Source organism: Streptomyces sp. DT2A-34 (genome assembly GCF_030499515.1).
GTDB lineage: Bacteria > Actinomycetota > Actinomycetes > Streptomycetales > Streptomycetaceae > Streptomyces.
This window is the reverse complement of sequence record NZ_JASTWJ010000001.1, coordinates 52912-73128: the sequence shown is the minus strand read 5'-3', so window position 1 is coordinate 73128 and position 20217 is coordinate 52912. Positions and strand designations below refer to the sequence as shown.

19 protein-coding genes and 6 pseudogenes are annotated in these 20217 nt (G+C 68.8%); 14 read left to right on the top strand and 11 right to left on the bottom strand.

The features are described 5' to 3' along the window. Positions 1-132 precede the first annotated feature (132 nt). The 5 genes and pseudogenes from QQM39_RS00395 to QQM39_RS00375 form a co-directional block, all read left to right on the top strand. Positions 133-810, top strand: a pseudogene (locus tag QQM39_RS00395) (BTAD domain-containing putative transcriptional regulator); the annotation flags it as partial. A gap of 210 nt (positions 811-1020) precedes the next feature. Continuing rightward, positions 1021-1326, top strand: a pseudogene (locus tag QQM39_RS00390) (HAD family hydrolase); the annotation flags it as partial. A 57-nt stretch (positions 1327-1383) separates the two neighbouring features. Then, on the top strand, positions 1384-1908 hold the full coding sequence (locus QQM39_RS00385; protein ID WP_301994554.1) for a hypothetical protein: 525 nt from the start codon (positions 1384-1386) through the stop codon (positions 1906-1908). Beyond that, complete coding sequence (locus QQM39_RS00380; protein WP_301994553.1) at positions 1908-2366, top strand: hypothetical protein; 459 nt, start codon at positions 1908-1910, stop codon at positions 2364-2366. Before QQM39_RS00385 ends, QQM39_RS00380 begins: the two co-directional genes overlap by 1 nt. Before the next feature lie 455 nt (positions 2367-2821). Further along, positions 2822-3613 carry an IS5 family transposase gene (locus QQM39_RS00375; RefSeq protein WP_301994552.1) on the top strand — a complete coding sequence of 264 codons (792 nt, stop codon included), beginning with the start codon at positions 2822-2824 and terminating at the stop codon, positions 3611-3613. Here QQM39_RS00375 and QQM39_RS00370 read toward each other — a convergent pair. The 5 genes and pseudogenes from QQM39_RS00370 to QQM39_RS00355 all read right to left on the bottom strand — a co-directional run bounded on the left by QQM39_RS00370 (position 3570) and on the right by QQM39_RS00355 (position 6649). Then, positions 3570-4121, bottom strand: coding sequence for a hypothetical protein (locus QQM39_RS00370; protein WP_301994551.1), 552 nt, complete (start codon positions 4119-4121; stop codon positions 3570-3572). The two genes, QQM39_RS00375 and QQM39_RS00370, sit on opposite strands and share 44 nt — an antisense overlap. 109 nt (positions 4122-4230) lie before the next feature. Further along, positions 4231-4866, bottom strand: coding sequence for a helicase associated domain-containing protein (locus QQM39_RS00365; protein WP_301994550.1), 636 nt, complete (start codon positions 4864-4866; stop codon positions 4231-4233). A gap of 279 nt (positions 4867-5145) precedes the next feature. Next, a complete protein-coding gene (locus QQM39_RS00360; protein ID WP_301994549.1) occupies positions 5146-5583 on the bottom strand; it encodes a cytidine deaminase in 438 nt (145 codons plus the stop codon). A 21-nt stretch (positions 5584-5604) separates the two neighbouring features. After that, a pseudogene (locus QQM39_RS46025) lies at positions 5605-5730 on the bottom strand (transposase); the annotation flags it as partial. Positions 5731-5772: 42 nt separating this feature from the next. Then, positions 5773-6649 (bottom strand): annotated as a pseudogene (locus QQM39_RS00355) (IS5 family transposase). Positions 6650-6971: 322 nt separating this feature from the next. On the opposite strand from QQM39_RS00355, the gene QQM39_RS00350 reads away from it, so the two are divergent. Then, positions 6972-7544 carry a hypothetical protein gene (locus QQM39_RS00350; RefSeq protein ID WP_301994548.1) on the top strand — a complete coding sequence of 191 codons (573 nt, stop codon included), beginning with the start codon at positions 6972-6974 and terminating at the stop codon, positions 7542-7544. Between the two features lie 164 nt (positions 7545-7708). Here QQM39_RS00350 and QQM39_RS00345 read toward each other — a convergent pair whose 3' ends face one another. After that, positions 7709-8272, bottom strand: a complete 564-nt coding sequence (locus tag QQM39_RS00345) for a hypothetical protein (RefSeq protein ID WP_301994547.1) — start codon at positions 8270-8272, stop codon at positions 7709-7711. A 344-nt stretch (positions 8273-8616) separates the two neighbouring features. After that, positions 8617-8772, bottom strand: coding sequence for a hypothetical protein (locus tag QQM39_RS00340; protein ID WP_301994546.1), 156 nt, complete (start codon positions 8770-8772; stop codon positions 8617-8619). Between the two features lie 440 nt (positions 8773-9212). Here QQM39_RS00340 and QQM39_RS00335 point away from each other — a divergent pair, with 440 nt between their 5' ends. Both QQM39_RS00335 and QQM39_RS00330 read left to right on the top strand, forming a co-directional pair. Then, complete coding sequence (locus QQM39_RS00335; RefSeq protein ID WP_301994545.1) at positions 9213-9569, top strand: hypothetical protein; 357 nt, start codon at positions 9213-9215, stop codon at positions 9567-9569. Positions 9570-9948: 379 nt separating this feature from the next. After that, positions 9949-10464, top strand: coding sequence for a putative immunity protein (locus QQM39_RS00330; RefSeq protein WP_301994544.1), 516 nt, complete (start codon positions 9949-9951; stop codon positions 10462-10464). 261 nt (positions 10465-10725) lie between these two features. Here the strand turns inward: QQM39_RS00330 and QQM39_RS00325 are convergent. After that, positions 10726-10841, bottom strand: a pseudogene (locus QQM39_RS00325) (IS5/IS1182 family transposase); the annotation flags it as partial. Here QQM39_RS00325 and QQM39_RS00320 point away from each other — a divergent pair. After that, positions 10842-11087 (top strand): annotated as a pseudogene (locus QQM39_RS00320) (transposase family protein); the annotation flags it as partial. 19 nt (positions 11088-11106) lie between these two features. Here QQM39_RS00320 and QQM39_RS00315 read toward each other — a convergent pair. Continuing rightward, the gene (locus QQM39_RS00315; RefSeq protein WP_301994543.1) at positions 11107-14637 is read right to left on the bottom strand and encodes a CHAT domain-containing protein; all 3531 of its coding nucleotides are present in this window, start codon (positions 14635-14637) and stop codon (positions 11107-11109) included. 69 nt (positions 14638-14706) lie between these two features. Between QQM39_RS00315 and QQM39_RS00310 the strand changes: the two genes are divergently transcribed. Further along, positions 14707-15063 (top strand): hypothetical protein, encoded by a 357-nt coding sequence (locus tag QQM39_RS00310; protein WP_301994542.1) that lies wholly within the window; start codon positions 14707-14709, stop codon positions 15061-15063. Beyond that, on the top strand, positions 15060-15956 hold the full coding sequence (locus tag QQM39_RS00305; RefSeq protein ID WP_301994541.1) for a hypothetical protein: 897 nt from the start codon (positions 15060-15062) through the stop codon (positions 15954-15956). The genes QQM39_RS00310 and QQM39_RS00305 overlap by 4 nt, the downstream gene beginning before the upstream one ends. 320 nt (positions 15957-16276) lie before the next feature. Here QQM39_RS00305 and QQM39_RS00300 read toward each other — a convergent pair whose 3' ends face one another. Continuing rightward, on the bottom strand, positions 16277-16459 hold the full coding sequence (locus QQM39_RS00300; protein ID WP_301994540.1) for a hypothetical protein: 183 nt from the start codon (positions 16457-16459) through the stop codon (positions 16277-16279). 148 nt (positions 16460-16607) lie between these two features. On the opposite strand from QQM39_RS00300, the gene QQM39_RS00295 reads away from it, so the two are divergent. Both QQM39_RS00295 and QQM39_RS00290 read left to right on the top strand, forming a co-directional pair. Next, the gene (locus QQM39_RS00295) at positions 16608-16763 is read left to right on the top strand and encodes a hypothetical protein (protein ID WP_301994539.1); all 156 of its coding nucleotides are present in this window, start codon (positions 16608-16610) and stop codon (positions 16761-16763) included. Between the two features lie 4 nt (positions 16764-16767). Further along, a complete protein-coding gene (locus QQM39_RS00290; protein WP_301994538.1) occupies positions 16768-17688 on the top strand; it encodes a Rieske 2Fe-2S domain-containing protein in 921 nt (306 codons plus the stop codon). A 386-nt stretch (positions 17689-18074) separates the two neighbouring features. Here the strand turns inward: QQM39_RS00290 and QQM39_RS00285 are convergent, their stop codons facing one another. Next, a complete protein-coding gene (locus QQM39_RS00285; RefSeq protein WP_301994537.1) occupies positions 18075-18701 on the bottom strand; it encodes a maleylpyruvate isomerase N-terminal domain-containing protein in 627 nt (208 codons plus the stop codon). A gap of 153 nt (positions 18702-18854) precedes the next feature. Between QQM39_RS00285 and QQM39_RS00280 the strand changes: the two genes are divergently transcribed. Then, a complete protein-coding gene (locus QQM39_RS00280) occupies positions 18855-20090 on the top strand; it encodes an IS701 family transposase (RefSeq protein ID WP_301994536.1) in 1236 nt (411 codons plus the stop codon). Positions 20091-20217: the final 127 nt, after the last annotated feature.

Below are 20217 nucleotides of genomic sequence, written 5' to 3'. Positions count from 1 at the left end.
CCAGGGGGCTCGGCGGCCTGCACTTCATGTGTCTGCTGCCAAGCTGCGTACTAAGACGCTGTTGTCGTTCCGATCTTGAGGGGTGTGTGTCGAACAGGAGTCTCGATCGGGTGATCGGCGTCGGCTGTGGGCATGAGAACAGGGCCTCTTGGTAGCTCGGGGTTGCGAAGCCGACTGAGACCCAGGAGACCCGACGAGTCCTACCGCCTACCACCGCAGACCGCGGAGCTTCTGGCCTACCTCGAACTGCGCGAAGGGCGAACCGCTCGCCGCTCCGCGATCATCAGACCCCTGTGGCCTGACAAGGCGGAGCGCCTCGGGCGGCGCAGGCTGAGCCGACTGCTGTGGCGGGTGGACCAGGCCGCACCCCGGGAGTTGGTGATCGCGGAGGGCGAGACCGTACGCATCTCGGCAGTGCTCACGAGCGACTGGCAGCAGGCACACGATGCTCTCGCCCACCCGGACTGGCCGCACACGCCATCCCTCACCAACGATCTCGAACTGCTGCAGCTCCCTCTGTTGGTCGACGTGCATTCGCCATGGATTGAGGAACATCAAAGGACGTGGGATCAGCGCAGGTTCTATGCCCTGCGTGAAGCGGGCGAGATCCTGCTGTCCGGCGAGCGACTGCGGGAAGCCGTCGAGATCGCGGAGCTCCTGGTCACGTGGGAACCGCTTGACGAGCCCAGCCATCTTCTTCTGATACGTGCCCACCTGAAGCTTGGCGCCCCGGGAAGATCCACGGAGTTGTACCAAGAATTCCGGCGCCGCCGCCTGCGGAAGGAGCTCGGAGTCGAGCCCGCGTTCGAGCTCGCCCATGTGACATCTCTGGCCGGACGATCATGGCTTGGCCGTCATGGGCCTGGACGCCTACGTAATAGGCGGACCAGCTGTCATGGATCCGGTCAAGGTCAACTCTGCGCCACGCACATTCTTCTATCGGCCCGCGGCGCCAGCGCCACCCGGCTGACGAAGTGGCTGGCCAACCGAAAGGTCCGCAATCTCGCTGCTCAGGCGCTGAACCGGTGGGGCGCGAGCAAGCCGAACGCGCTGTTCTTCGAGCGCGTCGCCGAGGTCACTCCGTTCTGCAATGACGAGATCCTCTACGTTGGCGACCGCGTCGACAACGACCTTCGCCCGGCCGTCGCCCCGGGCATGCACGCCGCGCTGGTCCACCGTGGCCCTTGGGCGACGATCCAGTGGCGAAGCGAGGAAGCCGAGAAGCTCCCCACCTTCCGAGTGGAGAGCCCTGTGTGTACCGGGTTTTGTGCTGAATGCCTCAGATCTCACTCAACTGCGCTTACGTCGAACAGAGTTGCCACCTAGGGTCGGTGATCGACGGCCTGTTCGGTCGTTTTTACCGAGGAAATCAGGGGGAATCACGTGCGCCTCGCGCCCAGGATCATCACAGCCGGCTGCGCCACCGTCGTACTCACCGGCATAGGCATCGCACCCGCGTCGGCGGACACACGCGAGGAGGTCGGTCCCCTGGTGTGTCCGTCGGACCGGGGATACGACTTCTCCGGCAGCCGCAACTACTACAGGGACATGGAACCCCGATCCGGAGGTGATAGCGGTACGACAATCAGCATCACCTTCCACAAGGGAAAGACGACGACGTCCACCGTGGGCGGAGCAATCTCGGGCGAAGCGAAGGTGGTCTTCGCCAAGGCGGAGGCGCAGTTCGACTACCATTTCGCGTGGCAGTGGACGAACAGCTCGACCTACACGTGGTCGTGGAAGGTGCCGGACACGATGAGGCATGGTTACCTGCACGCGGGTGTGAAGGTCAAGTACACGAAGTGGAACTACAACGAGACGCAGCCCAACTGCACCACCAAGGTGATACGCAGCGGAGAAGCGCGGCTGGTCTACGAGGGTCGCGAAACCTGGCACGGAACGAACTGATGCGCAGAACACGTCTGGCCGTACTGCCGGTCATCGTCGTCCTGGCCGCCGGGTGCAGCGAGAACGTCGCACCCCGCCCGGCCCCCACCTCCACCGAGTCGGCCGTCCCACGGGTGTCCGATCCGGACCACCCCGACGGCGGTGAAAAGAAACCTGGCCGCCTCGGACCCGGTACGGTCAAACTGCCTGTATCTGCCGACCGGATTGCCGAACTCGGCGTGCGCTACACCTGCCTCGGACCCGCAGGGGGTCTCGTGGTCCGTAACGGGACGGCGCTGAATGCCGACGTCGGCGACTGCCACGACGACGCCACGTACGGCGCCAGCATCAAGGCGAAGGATCTGAACGGCCGAAAGTTCGGCAGTGAGATCACCGTCACGGTCGACAAGCGGACGAGGTGGCGTATGTCCGTGGACATCACCGACAAGGACGGTGTGAGACAGACCGTCCACAGCTGACGCCTTGGCGAAGCCCCCGTGAGCATCCACCCAACGCGGGGCAGGCCGGAGCCTCCATCAGACCCGGGGTGGCTCTGTATCTGTCAACCGGCTTGATACAGCCTGCGGTTGCGCTGTTCATCGGTGAGCATGACGCGCCAGACGTGGTCGGCCAGGCGACGCTTGAGACAACGCTTGGCTTCCTTAGTAGCTGTTGTCGTTCCGATCTTGAGCGGTGTCCGTCGAACGGGAGTCTCGATTGGGTGGTCGCGAGGTGTTCGGCGCATACGAGCAGGGCCTCCTGAACAGCTCGTTGGTGTCGAATCACCGAGCAACATCAGGAGGCCCTGGTGCCGCAGTGTTCCGTGTCGATGGGCGCGCAGTCCAGTTCAGTCACGCTGGAGTGTGACTGTCTGGCTCACCGGTTCGGAAACGCCGCCGACAACGGGTTTCGGCAGTCGCGTTATCCGACGGACATGACGGACGCGGTGTGGGCCGCGGTACGGCCGTTGCTGCCGGTGCCTGGCTGGATGCGCGGCTGGGGAGGGCAGCCGGAGGCGTACTGCCATCGGGCGATACTCGATGCGATCCGCTACCTGGTCGACAATGGCATCAAGTGGCGGGCGATGCCCGCCGACTTCCCGCCGTGGGACCGGGTATACGCGTTCTTTCGCCGCTGGCGTGACCACGGCCTGGTCAAGGAGTTCCACGACCGGTTGCGCGCGAGGATCCGCGAGAGGCTGGGGCGGGATGCGGAGCCGTCGGCCGGCGTGATCGACTCGCAGTCGGTCAAGGCAGACGCCGTCGTCGGGTCGGACAGCCGCGGCTTCGACGGCGGCAAGCTGATCAACGGGCGCAAGCGGCACGTCGTGGTCGATACCCTCGGCCTGCTGCTGGGCGTGATGGTCACCGCCGCGGACGTCGGCGACCGCACCGCCGCCCAGGTGCTGTTGCAGCAAGTCACCGACACGCACCACCAGTTGGAGCTGGTCTGGGCCGACGGCGGCTACACCGGCAGCCTCGTCGGGTACTGCCTGGCCGCGCTCGCCCTGGTCCTGGCGATTGTCAAACGCAGCGACGACATGCGCGGCTTCGTGGTGTTGCCCAAGCGGTGGATCGTCGAGCGCCTCTTCGCCCACCTGATGCGCACCCGCCGCCTGGCACGCGACTACGAGCGTCGCACCACCAGCGCCGAGGCGATGGTCTACTGGTCGATGACCCTGCTCATGACCCGCCGCCTGGCCCGGCCACGCCCGCAGCCAGCGTGAACCGGCCTGGCTGCTGCTCGGCCAGCCAGCCGCGCGCGACCAGGCGCTTCGCCTTCGACCGCAGCGCCTCCACCCGCGTCGGCACCACGTCCATACCGAACCCTGCGGCCATCTCCTGGCAGGTCAGCGGCCCTTGATGGAGCCGGGCCCGGTCCGCGAGCGCACTAAGGATGCGCTGGTAGTCCACCGACAGCACCGACCAGGCCAGCCCCTCACGCCACATCGGAACCTGCGACTTCGTCTTCGCTGCCTCCGGCACCTGCGGCGTCCTTCCGATCTGCTCCTCGGCGGCCGGCGCGGTCCCCTCGGCCCGGGCGGGGTCCTGCCCGCTCTCGTCCACGGGGGCCAGCACCTCGCCGACCCGCGAGCAGGCGATGGCCCACTCCTTCCATTCCTGCTCGGCCACGGCCAACTCGGCCTGGACACGGTCGGCTTCCTCCCGCAGCTCGTCCACACGACGGTGAGCACCCAGCTCACGCTGTTCCAACAGCCCAACCACCGACGGCATCCACGACCTCCCGGGCAGCGACAGCACGACATGCCACAACTCCCACGGGATCGCCGACCCTATGCCCGACCAGCGGAAACGCAGTCCTCAAGTCCGGAGACAACAGCTTCTAACTCCCTTTGTTTGTCGTGTAGGTGCTGCTATGAGGCCTGCTGCTCGTGCAGCCACTGCCGGGTTTGGTCCTTGTCTGGTCTGCCGGGCCATCACACCACGCCTTCGGGCAGGCCGTGGAGATGATGGCGGGCGGCCCAGGAGTACCGCTGCCATTCCAGTGGCCAGGGCGGATCCACCAGGTGCCCAGGGCAGTGAGTCGTCGGCCGAGACGCGTGGGCTGGGTGGCGGCGCGCTGGCGGTGGCGCTGCTGGTTGAGCCACTTCCCGAGCGTGAACCTGTCGTGGGTGGTGAGTGGGGAGACGGCCAGGGGGCCGTGGTGGGCGGCGCAGTCGCGAGCAGCCTCCAAGCCGTGTGTGACGCTGCGGCGCCGCGCGGGCCAGGTGTGGAAGCGGTCGACCTTGGTGGGTGTGAGGCCGAGCTGGGCGAGCAATTGCCGCTGTTCTCCGGCCAGCTGGGGGAATTCGGTGATCTGGTGGCTCAGTAACCGCTCAAGCCAGCGCGGCAGCCGGACCAGCTCGTCCGCACCGGTGACGGGGCCGTGAGCGAGGGTGTGAGCACGGGCCCGGTGCCAAGTCCGCTGCCAACTGATGGGCCAGGGAGGGTTCCACCAAACGTCCAGCTCCGCCAGCACCCGTACATGCTCAGGCGGCAAGCCCGCGCAAGCGGCGCGCAGATTCGCCAGCCATCGGCCCAGATCGAACCCTGCCCGACACGTCGAGGCACCCACGACTCGGGTCGCCATCCCGTCGCCCCCATGTGCTCACCGGTGGCGTCGGGGGAGGGGCAGCCAACAAGGGCAGCCCCGACCCGACGTCGACAGGCCGGTGGGCCGCCTGCATCCACCACAACCCGCCGACTGCCGAACGAGTGCCGCATCAGGCAACGTTCGCCCTGTTGTCGGTTGGCGGAGTCAGCTCGGACTGGGTGACGCGGTTTGCTCAGCGTCGAGCTGGTGGTCGGCCCAAACGTAGCTTTCGGGGAGCAAGTCGGTGATCAGGACGGTTCGGATGCGGTCGTCTGAGCCGACGATGACCTTCAGGGCCGGGAAGTAGTCGAGGAGCACCTGGCGGCACCGGCCGCAGGGGGGAACTACCCCGCGGTCGCGGTCGCCCACGGCGACGATGGTGTCCAGTTCGTAGACGCCCTGGGCGGCTGCCGCGCCGATGAGGACCAGTTCGGCGCAGGGCCCTCCGGTGAAGTGGTAGGCGTTCACGGCGGTGACGATCCGGCCCTCCCGGGCGCGGGCTGCGGCTGCCATGGTGTGGCTGTCGCCGCGACAGCGGGTGCGTGCGACATGGGCCGCGGCCTGGATGAGTTCGTGGTCGACGTGGTGGGGATGTGCGGTCATCTTCTCTGCCTTCGTGCGGTGTCAGGCGACGTTGGCGCGAGTGACGATGGTGCGCAAGCGAATATCGGCGGTGTGCTTGTTCCGCCAGATGATGGAGCGGCGGATCATGCTGCCTTGGGCCTTGTGGGTGGGGTGGTCGGTGCCGTTGTCGGTCAGTCCCGCGCCTAGGGTCTGTTGGGAAAGTGCTGGTCACAGCCACTCGTTGAGGACTGCGACCAGCACGGTCGCCTCGTAGCGGACGGCGAGCTTGTCGTACCTCGTGGCCACGGCCCGGTGGCGCTTGAGACGGTTGATCCCGCATTCGACTGCGTGGCGTTCGCGGTAGTCGGTCTTGTCGAACTTCGGCGGCCGGCCGCCTCGGGAGCCGAGTTTCTGACGGTTGCGGACCCGGTCCGCGGGGACCGGGATGGTCGCCTTGATGCCGCGTCTGCGCAGGTAGGCACGGTTGCGGCGGGAGTCGTACGCCTTGTCGGCCCGCACTCGGTCCGGCCGCCTGCGGGGCCGGCCTGGCCCGAGGCGGGGCACCCGGATCGCCTCCAGGACCGGCTTCGAACTGCGGCGAGTCACCCCGCTGACTGGCACTGATCAGCACAGACAGCGGCTTCTGCCCCCTGCTCGACGGCGATATGGATCTTGGTGGTCAGTCCGCCCCGGGAGCGTCCGAGACCGTGGTCGGCCGGCTCGACGGCGAGGCCGCCGGGCGGCTCCTTTTGCAGGTCCCCCTTTTCGACGCCCCGGCGGCGTGCTGGTGGCCCCGGCAGACGGTGGAGTCGACGTTCACGTCCCAGGTGATCAGGCCCTTCGCGTCCGCCTCGGCCTGGAGCCGGGTGACGATCTGCGCCCAGGTGCCATCCCGCTGCCAGCGCCGGAACAGGTCGTAGACCCGGTCCCAGGGCCCGTAGCGTTCCGGCACATCACGCCACGGAGCACCGGTCCGGGTCCGCCACCGTATGCCGTCTATCAGCTGCCGCCGTGTCCACACCGGCGGACGGCCCGGCTTGATGCCCTGCGGCAACAACGGCTCCAGCCGGGCCCACTGGCCGTTCGTCAGATCACCACGCCCCACAGAGCGAAATCATCCACGACCAAGATCCACTTTCGCAACAGACCCTAGTGCCACCGAGTAGCCCCCCGACGCGAACAGCCGGACAGCCGCTCTGCACGTCGCCAGAATGCCTCGCGATGATGCGGCCCCGCTGGTGTCGCCCACGTCCAGCGGTGACCCTCATGTGGCAATGGCACCTGATGGACATCCGTCAAGGTCCCCCGTGCTCCTTCCAGATGCACCGGCATGCCGTCCAGTTCATTGTCACCGGGAAGGGTCTCGTCCCGCTTGTGGTGATCTTGCAGGCTCGGGAGGAGGGACTGCTGCCGCGTCGAGGAGGATCGTGTGCCCGAAGCCGACATCCTGGTGCCGCCCAAGACCGTCGTCGCACGCACGGCTCGGGGGCGATTCGCGGAAGCGGAACTTCGCCGACCTGCACGCGATCGCCGCGGTGATCCGCCCGTTCGACGTGGTCGCGGTACAGGAGGTGCGCGGCAATCTGCGCGCCCTGCGCTATCTGCTGAAAGTCCTCCGCGAGGACTGGGCGTTCCTCCTCACCGACGTGACCCTCGGCAAAGCAGGCAACGACGAGCGGCCGGCATTCCTGTTCGACACGCGCCGCGTGAAGCCGTCCGGGCTGGCATGCGAGCTCGTGGTGCCACTCGAGCAGGACGCGGAGGTGAGCGCGAGCGCGCTGGACCGGCAGTTCGCCCGCACCCCCTATGCGGTCAGCTTCCTCTCACCGGGCCAGACGTTCGCCCTGGTCACCACTCAAGGCCATCGCCCAATGGCTCGCCAGCTGGGCGGAGCGCGAGTTCGACTGGGACCACAACTCATCGCCCTCGGCGACTTCAACATCGACCGCGTCGCTGCCGTGCACCATCTTCGACAAGCCGGGCGCCGAACACTTCTATGACCAGATCGCCTGGTTCACCAAGGGGCAGAAGCAGCGCCCCGTCCTGCGGATCGAGGCCCTCGCCGGGGGTTAGGTCGACTTCGTCGAAGATGCGCCCGCTGGACGCAGATCATGCTCGTAACCGGCCGCCGCTGCACCGGCGGCCGGCCGTACACAACCGCTCCTCAGCCCTGGCCGGGAGTCAGCCGCCACACCGTGAGGTCGAACGCGAAGGCGGTGGAGCAGGACAGCGGGAGCCTCTCACCGAGTACATCCACCGTGGCCACCGTCCGCAGCGGTGTGTTGGTGCCCTTGGTGATCACGTAGTGTCCCGCCGGGTCCTCGACGACCTCATGCACGGGCTTCGGCCGTCCCGCGGCCGCGTAGGTGCCGCTGATGACGGCGTCGCCCACCGGCTCGGCCGTGTCGTCCAGTTCCCTGACCGGGATGTCGGCCGCGATCGTCCCGTTGGTGAACAGGGGGGTGTCCTGCGGTCCGTAACCGCCGCCGTACTCCCCGTCCGGCGTCTCGACCGACAGACTGGCGTGCGAGCCGAACGCGGAGTTCTGGTAGAGGTCCACCGCGACGGAGACCCCTCCGGACTGCCCCGTGCAGGACAGGGCGTGGCCCTTCTCAATCGTCTTGACCGGCTTGGATCCGCCCTCGGCCGCCGGAGCGGCCTGGGCGGCCCCGCCGACGGCGGTGACCATCCCGGCACCGATCAGGCAGGTCAGCGCGGTTCGTGTCATGTTCCTCAACTCGGTTCCCCCCTGGGCCCATGTGTGGCGTTTACGCGCGTTGTGGGATCTGAGACACGCCAGATACGTGTTCGGTTGTACCGAAGGGGAAAGGCCGATACGTACTGGCCGCCAAACTCGTCAACGCCGGACCGTGCAGCGTCCGGTCCGCTGGGCGCCAATCGGGCCCTGGAACCGCTGCGGTGACACCACGTCCGCCCGCCTCTGGAGGGGTTCGTGTGGAGGTCGGCCGCCCGGCCGCTCAGGAGGTCGTCGGGCGGCAGCCTGTACGAGTCGAAGTCGATGTTCATGAGAACGGGCTCTGGTTCAACTTGCGCACGGGCGGGTGTAGCGCGTCATCGGCGGAAGCCGGACGAACGGAGTTCGGTCTCGTTGTCGGAAGAGCGGCGGAGCGTCGTGCTGGCCGCCGCGGCCGCGCCTGCTCCCTTGGAGCAGTCACCGCTGCCCGGCTGGCCGGTGAAGTACAGGTTGACGCCCAGAAGGAAGAACACCGGGGAGCACATCGCGAAGCCGCCCATCAGCGGCGTGGCGTGCCACCGCGCGCGGGTGGCTGGTTCGCCGTCGAGCCATGGGGGGGGGTGGCGGGGAGCGGCAGGCCAGCAGCCGTGCGCCCGTCCCGTCCCGGCGTTGCGCCTCTCGGCGCGGCATCCTGGCAGGTCAGCGGATTGACGTCCCGTGTGGGCGTCACCTGGCCGAAGAGCCTTGCTGGAGGTCTGTTCCGGCAAGCAGCCTCGGTGGAGCGAAAGGGCGATGCCATCCACGCCGCACCGCCCTCGGACTCTGCAGGAAAGGAATCTGGTTCATGAATGCTCGCAGGCGTATTGCTCTTGCCGTATCGGCAGCCGCTCTCGGTGGCGGCCTTGCGCTGAGCGGAGCCACCGGAGCGGGCGCCTCGATGCCCGCTGGAGTCACTGTTCAGGAGGGCTCGCCAGTGGACTCCGCCGACGTCGGGGCCGCCGCGTGCACGGTGAAGAAGTGGGGGTATTCGTTCTCCTACAAGTGCGACGACCCGCCCGCGTACGCGGACTGGGACGACAACGGGACGACCGACGAGATATTCGCCATCGCCCCCAACCGCAAGATCTACCACTCCTGGGACGCAGCCAACGGTTGGAAGGAGATGCCCAACGGCGGGCGCGCGGACTACACCATCCAGGCATGCTGGGCTGACGGGCGCCGCACGATCACGGTGTCGGTGGGCAACGGGCAGTCCCAGGGCGTCCGCTGGTCATCCCACTTCAACCAGCGGTGGATCGGCTGGTACAAGAGCGCCAAGTGCGACATCTGACGAATATCGCAGCTGTGGCCGGGCCCTTCTGAGGGCCGGCCATGGCAAGGTCTGTCCACGCCGCCAGCGCGCGTAGGGCAGCAGAGCACCTGATGGAGGCTCACCAGTTCCCGGAACGGTGACCGACGCCGCGCTCGGGGCGCTGGTGATCGAGCAGGCCCGGGATCTGCGCAGCTGGTGTTGTCATGACCGCCATCCTGCCTGCCACCATTGACAACGCACCGGGTGCGGGCCAGGGGCAGGCTTGGTTCTCGGGTTCTGCTGTATTCGAGAGGGGACTGGTCAGCACTCTGGATCATTCCCGGACCCAGGCGGCTGACTGGCCACCGGGGCACACCGCAGCCAGTAGCGCCGATGTGCGCAGGAGAGAGTGCAAGTCATGATCCTCCCGAAGGTCCGGGACCCTCGCTTCGTGACGATCCGCCGTGGTGGAACTCTCACTGATGCGGATCACCGTCTGCTCGCTCTATGGGCTGCCTCGTGTGCAGAGCACGTCCTCGGCCTCTTCGAGTCGGCCCAGCCTGGGGACCCGCGACCGCGCCAGGCGATCGAGCATGCCCGGGCCTGGGTGCGTGGCGAGGTCAAGATGATGCAGGCTCGCGCGGCGGGCGGCCATGCGATGGGGGCAGCCAGAGACCTGAGTGGGGCAGCACGGCATGCCGCGTACGCCGCTGGCCAGGCCGGGGCCGTCGCGCACGTCGCCGCGCACGAGCTCGGCGCGGCCGCCTACGCGATCAAGGCTGCACGTGCAGCGGCACCGGAGGGCGAGAGCGAGGCCGCGGGACGACTCGAGTGCCAGTGGCAGCGCGATCAGCTCCCGGAGGCGATCCGTGAGCTCGTACTTGATGACCAGAGGTTGCGCAACGACATCTGCTGGTCGGTGTTCGACTGTTGAGTCGGATTCTGCTGCGCCTGCCGTAGGGGTCCGTCTACGACCGCCGCCGTGCGGATACGCTGCCGGGTCGTGGAGGAGCAGTAAGCGGGCTGTCGGCGCCAGTTGGGTTGTGCCAGCCTCCGTGGTTCGCCAGGTGTTCCTGGAGATCCTCGGCGGCTGGGACGCACTGCTGCAGCAGGGCGACCTCGAACAGCAGGACCCTCGCCGTGCTGCATCGCGGCGTCACCCGCCGCAATGTGAGCCCGTACCGGCGAGGGCTTCGATGATCCCGTGCTGTCGCGTGGCGGTCAGGCCGTCAGTCGAGCCGGGCAGAGCCGGTGAGCCCAGAGCAGCCGTCCGAACGGGTCGGTGAGGACCTGGATGTTCATGCCGTGGCGTGGCTCTCACCCGCCTTGCCGGGCCGAGCCCACGACCTGACCGCCGCCCGCACCCACCGGATCATCCGCATCTGCGAGCGCCAGGGCGTCCCCCTCCTGGCCGATCTTGCCTACCCGGGCGGCGGCCCCTGGGTGACCACGGCATCAAAACGCAGGCCCCTGCGGGAACTCACCCTCACCGAGAAGACCGTCCACCTGACGCTGTCTGCGGCACGGGCACCGGTCGAACGCGGCGTCGCACGCCTGGGTGGCAGCGTCCAGCAGCTCAGTCGCCGACGTGCACGTGCGCGGCCCACCGCGTCGGCACGGCCGGGTAGGCGCCCCTCATGCGACGTGAGGTCTCGGTGAGCGCTGTGGCCGCCTGGGCGGTGTCGGCGGGCCGGGTGCCGTGCGCGGTGAGCGCCTCGTACACCGCCACGGCGGTCTCGGCGCTGTCCGCGGTGTGCCACAGCGTGCCGATGACGCCGCGGAAGCCGGCGAGGTGGAACGCCGATGCCAGGTTCAGCGGCTCGTCCAGCAGCGCCGGGTCGGGACTGGCTGTGTCGCACGCGGACAGGAACGCGAGCTGCGCTTGCGTGGTGCGCAAGTCGCGCACGAACGACGGCACGAACATCCCGTCGTTGAGCATCAGCCCGCCGAGGTCGGGGTGCCCGGCGGAGCTGACCGCACGGCCGTGGCAGGCGAAGTGGGCGATCGCATGGTCGTGCAGGCCTTCCTTGATGGCGTCAGCGGAGGCGGCGGAGTCCATGAGCACAGTAGAGCCGGGCAGCAGCGCGGCCACCGCCTCGGCCTCGTCGCGGGCGCTCGGCAGCGTGGGCACGCCTTCACACTCGCCGACGCCGACGACGAGCGCGGTGGGCCGGGGGTGCTGCGGAGGGGGCGTGTGGACGGTGTCGGCGAGCGCGGTGAGCGACGGCGTGTACGAAGCGACAACGCGGTCGAAGACGGTCAGCCCTGCGCGGTCGCGGTGCCTGCCTGCCGCGTGCAGCGGCAGCCCTGCCATGACGCCGACCGGGCACCACCACAGCCGCGAGTCCGCGACCCGGTCCAGTACCGGCCCGGCCGTGGTGTCCCACAACCACTCCAGCACGGCGTGCAGGTCCAGCTGTGCCTGCTCGCGCCGGTCGAACGAGCAGCCAGGGGCCTTCACGTCAGCGAGCGCCGCCCGCAGCTTCCTGAGCTGGGCGCGTGCTGTGCTTGCGGTCATCTGTCGCAACGGCACGGCCTCGACGGGCCGCAAGTAGTCACCGGGAACGACGAGCGCGGTGCCCGCCGCGCTGACGATCACCGCGGTGTGCCCGATCAGGCGCTCGCGCAGCAGCTCAAGGTCCGGCGGCATCAGCAGGTTCTCAAGCCCCCGCACGGCCCGCGCAGTCTGGATCAGTCCGTCCCGCCGCGCCGCTAGCCGCCTGATCCGTTCCACGGCCTGCGGTCGCGGATCCCAGTCCCTGGTGGAGGTCCGGCCGCGGTATTCCACCTCGATCTGGAAGGTCAGGTCGGAGTAGAAGTCGGCGTTGGCGAGATCCTTCTCAACTTGGCTGAGCTTGTCGGCGAGCTCCGGCCGGATCTCGACCAGCTTCGCCCAGCCGCGACGGATTCCCCACGCATCGCCGAACAGCACGGCCCGGCACTGTTCGAGCAGCTCCAACGCCCTGTCCAACTCGCCGGACCGCGTGCCGGCGTCCACCACACGGTCGGCGAGGCCGTCCAACTGCCGCACGGCCCGCAGCCGCTGACTTCGCGGCAGCGCCCGGCTGATCGTCGCGGGAATGGCTGCGATCACGCGTTCCAGCGCGTTCAGCATCGTCGCCGGGTCCGCCTCGACGAGTATGGCGGCCTGCCCCCGCTCGCACAGCATCCGGTGCTGCGCGGTGGCGGCCGGGTGCGTGCCGACCGCCCGGTAGTGGGCGATCGCCTGTTGGCGCAACTCGTCGGTGCGCGGTCCGCCGAACGTCGCGAGCGCTCCAGCCGAGCGCGCGAGTACGAACGCTCGCAACGGCCACCAGTGGTGGTCCCGGGGCGTCTCGCGAACGGCTTTCTCGGCGAGGTCGAGCGAGTCCTCCAGTGCTTCCAGGTCGCCGCACTGCTGGTACCGGTGGTAGAGCAGGTCGGCGATCGTGCTTTCGATGCGCGGGTTGTCGGGGTGGTCGGGAGACAGCAGTGCGAGCGCGGCGCGGTAGGCGCGTTCGGCCTCGCGAAACGGCTCGGCGTCCGTGACGTCGGTCGCGACCGCCTGCGTCTGCACGGCGGCGGCGTAGTTGAAGAGCATTCCGATACGGCGTACGTCGTCCTCGGGAATGGCGGCCACTGCCTGCGCGCCCGCCTCGACGGCCCGGGCGAACAGAGCATGGTCGCCGGACTCGGCCACCTGCAGCGCCGCGGTGGACAATCCCGACCAGCGCAACGGGAGGTTCTCGTCGCCTGGTGCGGTCAGCGCGACGGCCTCCTCCGCGACGGTGACGGCCTCCTGGCCGGCCGCCGGGTTGGCGCCGCGTTGGAACTGCTCGACCAGCGCGGATGCCAGGGTGGCGAGCCACAGTGCTCGCTGCCCCTCGTCGCGGGCAGGCATCTCCAGCAGGGCGCGTGCCGCGGCGACCGCGACCGTCGCGTCCTCGGGGGAGCCGGTCTGCACGGAGAGGGTCGCCGCGGCATGGGCGAGCGCCGTCAACAGCTCGGCTCTGCGTGCGTCGTCGGGTGAGGAGGTGAGCATCGCTTCGAAGACCGTGTCGTAGGCGAGCCCGATCGCCGCGGTGTCCCCGCCGAGCTCCCAGAGGTCGATGTGCTGGTGATAGAGGTCCAGCAGCGCGTCCAGCCTGTCCTCGTGGTCGAGCGGCAGCCCGATGGCGAGCAACCACGCCTGGTCTCGCCGTTCCACCAGTACGCCGGGCCCGATGTTCTGCCGCAGCAGGGCCGTGACCTTGTCGCGCTGCGCCTGCAGAGCGCTGGGATCGCGGTGGCAAGTCCGCAGGAACCGCGCCACGTCCGGCCCGATGCGGCTGCTGACCTCATGTTCGAGCTGGGCGAGCGCGGACAGGGTCACCGTGTTGCCGAAATCCCGCTCCAGCGCGTCGGCGAGGTCGCGGCAGGTGACGAACGCGCCTGCCAGATGGATCGGCGCGGCGCCGTTCGCGTAGAGGTCGGACTCGTACTGAGCGAGCTCGACCACGACATCGCGCCACACCGGGCGTTCGCGCAGTGCCAGCTGGGCGGCGGCCCGGTAGTCGGCGAGCACCTGACCTCGTCGCCTGCCCGCGTTCACTTGAGCGCGGGCGCGATCGACCAGCCGGCGGGCTCGTTGCGGGTCGGCGTCGGGCGTGCGGTCCAGCACCCAGTCCAGCGCGTTGAGGACCTTCTCGGCGTAGTCGCTCGTGCCGTGGTACTCGTCGAGCATGAGCAGCAAGGCGCACTGGTCGACGATGAGCGCGGCCTTCATCCGCTCGTCGTCCACCGCGTCCAGCAACGCGGTGTAGGCGTTCACGAAGTCGACGAGCGACTCGGGGTCCTGGCATTCAAGGAAATCCACCCGTGCCTCCACCAGCTCCCGGTACTGCTCCGCGGCGGTGACGGCGGCGACCACGGGATCGGCGTCCCCGCCCACGAGGGACGCCCAGAACTCCCGGTCGATCAAGCCGTCGAACCCGCTCTGCGCGCGGTAGCGGAGCCAGTACGCCTGTGCGAGGTGCGGCAGCAGGTGCGGCGGGCACTGCGATGGCGGTGGGAGGGCGGCGGCGAGGAGTGCGCCGACGTCAGCGGAAGACTCGAAGTTCTCGACCACCAACCGGACATCGTCGTACACGCGGCCCCCCGATCCGTTCCCTCCACGGTAGCGTGGCCGGGATCGTGGCGAAGGGGGTTCGGAGTCGGCATGGCACCAGCGACTGGCCCGCGTGTCGGAGCCCTCTGCGAGCAGGCGGGAGAGGCGTTGGCGGAACGCGCCGCGCGGTACGGCGTGGCGGAGGTGCTGGCCAGAGTCGTCGCGGCGGCTTCTCTGGGCGAGGTGCCCGAAGCCGACCTCGACCTGCTCGACAGCGCCTTCGCCGAGCACGGCATCGACAACCTGACACGGGCGTACCGCGGCTTCGCCAGGTGGCCGGGACCACGGAACGTGGTCGTCACGGCATGGAAATGCCCGACCGGAGCTTGCCCGCGCGAGGCGACCGACAAGCAGCCGTCGTGCCGTCTCACCGGGCAGCCGTTCCGCGAGATCAGGGTCGAGCTGTGAACGCCTTCCTCACGGAGCTCGGCAAGAACCTCGCAGGTCGCTGGGCCGCCGTACTCGCTCTTCCCGCCGCAGTGTTCGTGGCCGTCGTGGTGGCGGCGGTCGTACTCGGCCCCTCGCAGGCACTCGACATCGCGCTGCTGCGGACGCGGGTGATGGCGGTGTCCACGGGGCCGGCTCTGGTGTGGACCGCGGCGGGGTTCCTCGCCGCGACCGCCGCGGTGGGGCTCACGGTGACGGCGTTGGGCGATGTCGTGATCGGCTCCTGGGGAGCGACGGGCACGGGCCTCGGCAGGCCGTTCACCGCGCTGCGCTACCGCCGCTGGCACCGGGCAAAGGCGAAGGCGGACACCGCGATCAGGGCGGTGCTGGCCGACCCGGACAACCGCCAGGCCAGGGCCAGGGCGCGTCGCGCCGTGCTGCGCCGCGACGCGATCTCCGAGACCGAGCCGAACTGCCCGACGTGGGCGGGCGACCGGCTACGTGCCGTCGCCGACCGCGTCCGCCGCGGCACCGGCCTCGACCTGACCACCACGTGGCCGCGGCTGTGGCTGGTGCTGCCCGACGCGGCACGGGTGGAGGTGACGCAGATCCAGGAGCGGTGTGCCGCAGCCGCCCGCACGCCGGTGTGGAGCCTGGCCTACCTGGTCGTCGGCGCGTACTGGTGGCCTGCGCTCGTGCCAGGCCTTTGGCTGTTGTTGGTATCGCCACGGCGGATCCGCCGCTCGGTCGATGTGTACGCGGACCTCGTGGAGTCCTCGGTCGACATGCACAGCCGTGACGTCGCCCATCAACTCGGGTTCGAGCTGACGGGTCGGCTGACCCCGGAGATCGGCGCGCAGATGACCGAGGCGTTCCAGAAACACCAACCATCAGCCGATCCGGCCCACCAGTAATCCGACGCACTCTCACCTCTTCATCCCTGAATCGGTGTTCATCCGGTATGTCAGGGACGGCTGGACCTTCATCCACAGCTTCGGCACCCAGGTTTCCACCGCAGGCGATGAGCAGGGAGGCCGGGGCCGTCGGAACCGGGGAGCATACCTTCGACGACGTCGAAATCGACTCGGTGGGCGCCGGCCGGCAGCCAGGGGCCGAGCAGATGCGTGAGCGGGATTTCTCGGTCTCGTGCTGACGGGGCCTCAGAGCATATTCAAGAGTGCCGGTTCTTTCGGGGAACGCGCGTCGGGGGCCACCACGCTGCCGGCGCGTTTCTTCAGGACGACCGGCACCGGAACGCGGGTGCCGGCGAAGGCCGGTAGATGACGTCGTAGTCGTAGTCGTAGTCGTGGGCGTGGGCGAGGGCGAGGGCGAAGGCGTTGGCCTCGGCTTCGGATCCGGTGAGCCGGGCGAGGTGGAGCCTGTAGGCGACCGAGACAGTCTGTTCCGCAGGTTCCATCACTTATCTAGGGGTCGAAGCGCCAACTGGGTGCTGGGGTGCCGGTAAGAACCGTGTCACCAGCCGCAAACGGTCAGCAGGCCCGCCCCGCCCTCGCGAGATGCGTGAGCCGGAGTGCCGCCACTCGTGCGGGTATGAGGTGCCGAGGATGACGGAGCGCGAGGCGGTGTTCCGGCTCGTCGACGGGATGCGGGACTGGATTCGGGGGAACCCTGACTGGGGGATAGCTTCGGGCCGCTACCGGGTGGACGGGTCCGACCGCGCGTACGCGGACGATCTGCTCACGGTCGGACGGGAAGGGTGACGGCGTGACCCGTAGGAGGTGGGGGGCGTATCCGAACGGATGGTTCGCGGTCGGCTTCAGCGATTCTGTGAAGCCGGGGATGGTCCGGAGCTGGTTTTTCATGGATCAGGCCATCGTCATCTGGCGGACCGAGGGGGGCGCGGTCGCCGTGGCGCGGGCGCAGCATGTGTGCGCCGAACTGGGGCGCGATGGGAAGGTGGAGGGCGAGTTGCTGGTGTGCTGCCCGCACCACCAGTTCTCATTCGACCAGGGCGGGAACTGTGTGGCCTCCAGGCATGGCGGTCAGCCGCCGTGGGCCCGGCTCGGCATGTTCGAGGTGGCGGAGACGAACGGCGTGATCATGGCGTGGTGGCATGCTGAGGGCCGGCCGCCTGAGTGGGAGCCGCCCGACCTGTCGCGGCCGGGCTTCTCGCCCTATGCCGTCAGGTTGGAATCACTGAGTGATCGTCCGGAGCACGTACACGGCCTCGATTCCGGGCGTCTGCTCGTCGTGCACGGCTTCTCCGTTCATCGCGGCATCGAGTGTCTGTCGGCGGACGGGCACCGGATGACGTTCGAGCATGTCACGCGCAAGCGGGTTCCCCTGCTCGGTGATGTGCTGTTCGAGAACCGGTTCGAGCTGTATGGGCTGGGGATCCTCGTCGCTGACGTCCGCGCGCCGAAGCTCGGGCTGCGGGTGCGGGTCCTGGTTCTGTCCACGCCGACGGTCACCTACCGAATGGGGCTGTGGACGATGCTGTCCACGAACGTTCCGGTCGCGCGAGGCGCCATCGACCGGGGCCTCCTGCGCTACCTGAGCCGTGACCTGCAGCGGGACTTCCCGATCTGGCACGACCAGATCCACCCCTTGTACCCGAGGATCGCCGCCGAGGATGGGCCGATCCTGGAGTTCCGGCGATGGGCCGCCACCTTCTACACGCCGTGACGGCCGGACCCGTGGGGTCCTGGTTCAGGTGAGGACGTGCATACGGTTATTGCTGGCGCCGATGCGATCGTCCGGCGGGGTGTTCCTTTTGGCCGGGACGGTCATACCAGCCGTTTGCGGCTGGTGACAGGGGTTCTTACCGGCACCCCGTGCTGCGGTACGTCGCTGACTGCGTGGCCGCCACGTGCTGTCCGATTTGGAACGTCGTTTCGGCCGGAACAAGGTCCGGCCTCCCTCCCCGCTCAACTTCGGTTCACTCGAACCGAAGTGGGCTGCTGCCGGACGTGACCAACGTGCCTCACAACCCATCGGATACCTGTAAGGCCGGTCCCCGAACAGGGCACTTGCGATCCGGCTCTGGCTTCGCCCATGACCCCGGACCGGCGCTAAAACGCCGTGATCGGATCGGTGGCGCGTTCGCGGCGGGCCAGGGTGCGCATCACCGGAAGGAAGCCGCGACGAGCCACAGCGATGCGGGTGAGGCAGGCGGTGACCGCGTCGGTGGCCTCAGCGGGCACCGACGGCGTGGGTGCCTCCAGGCTGACGGCCAGGTCGTCGAGGTGGACCACAAGTTCCACGAGGCGAGCGAGCAGACACTGGTCGAGTGGCAGTACGAGGGCGAACACGCCGACAGGCCGGCCAAGCGGCATGGTCGGCAGCTGCGCTGTGAGCCGGGCGCGAGCGGCGTCAAACTCCTCGGCCAGAGCGGCTGGTCCACCGGCCGCCTCCTGCTCGCCCACCTCGCGGATCCGACGCGGCACCGCATCATCCAGATCCGGCGCCGGGCCGGAGCCGGCCACGAAGTACACGACCGCATCGATCGGGAGCCCGCCCGCCTGGGGCGGCTCGGCCAACCAGCGCTCGACGTTGAAGACCGCACGGGCCAGATGCCCAGCCAGGCCGCTGATCCGAAACTGGGCCAGCGCGCTCGGCCGCTCCCAACGTTCGGCCAGCACCGGCGGACGCAGCAGCCCAGACGCGACCTCGGCGGTGTCGAGGAATGCGGAGATCACACCGGCAGGCTAGCGTCTGGCCTTTGCGGTGCCATCCGCTGCCCGAGATCGCCGCAGCTCCTCCATCAGGCTCCGCGCCTGATCCGCCGGACAGACCCTAGTAGTGCTTCGTTACGTTGAGTGATCTCGGCTGATCGTGGGCAGCTTCCCGGAGTGAGGTTGGGGGAAGTGGAACGGCTCCGGGGCGAGTTGGCGGAGTTCGTTGCCGATGTGTTCGGGTCGTTTCCGCGGCGGGATCAGCGGCGGTGGGGCGAGTGTTATCTGCGGGGCCTGATGCTCGACGGCCGGCGCAAGTCGATCCAGCCGATGGCCGAGCGTCTGCCGGACGGGAACATGCAGGCCCTGCAGCAGTTCGTGAACCAGTCGCCGTGGGATCCGCTGCCGGTCAGGCAGCGGATCGCCGAGCGGCTGTCCGGAGTTGTCAGGCCCGAGGTGTGGGTGATCGACGATGTCTCGTTCCCCAAGTGCGGCAAGGCGTCGGTCGGGGTGGCCCGCCAGTACTGCGGAGCGGTCGGCAAGCGGGCGAACTGCCAGGTCGCGGTCAGTGTCCATGCCGCCACCGACACTGCCTCGTGCCCGTTGGAGTGGCAGTTGTATCTGCCGCGTGAGTGGACGGACGAGCCGGACCGATGCCGCAGGGCAGGAGTCCCCGACGACGTGGTGCACCGGGAGAAGTGGCGTCTCGCGCTCGGTCTCCTGGACACACTCGCCCAGTGGCAGTTGAAGGCGCCGGTCGTGGTCGCCGACGCCGGCTACGGCGTCAGCACCCCCTTCCGGCTCGGTCTCCAGGAGCGAGGGCTGTCCTATGTCCTGGCCCTGAACGGGAAGGAAGTCGCCCACCCGGAGGATGCTGAGCCGCACCAGCCTGCGTATGGCGGGCTCGGACCGCCCACCCTTGCCCGCTACCGCACCCCACCGCGAGCCGTCTGCGTCCTCGCCGGGGAGGCGGGTGCGGAGCGGTTCACCGAGGTGACCTGGAGGCAGGGCAGCAAAGGCGCGATGACTTCGCGGTTCGCGGTGCTGACAGTGCGGCCCGCGGGCAAGCAGTCCCTGGCCGCAGCGCAGGAGGCGGACGGCGGCCGCAACCGGTGGGACGGCGTCCTGCCCGTCCAGACACTCCTCGTCGAATGGCCGGACGGCCAGGACGCTCCGACGGACTACTGGATATCGAACCTGCCTGCCGCCACACCGGCCGCTGACCTGGTGCGGTGGGCCAAGATGCGCTGGCGGATCGAGCACGATTACCGCGAGCTCAAGCATGGCCTCGGACTGGACCACTTCGAGGGCCGCACCTGGCGCGGCTGGCACCACCACGTCACCCTCGTCACCGCCGCCCAGGCATTCCTCACCCTCAGGCGGCTCGACCCAAAAGTCCACACACCGGCCTGACCCTCTACCAGGTCCTCGACGTTCTTCAGGACCTGCTGAGGTGCTGGACCGGTACCTGCACCACCTGCGGACGCCCCCTGCCCAGCCCTCGGAGCAGCCACAGACAGCCCACAACCTAACGAAGCAC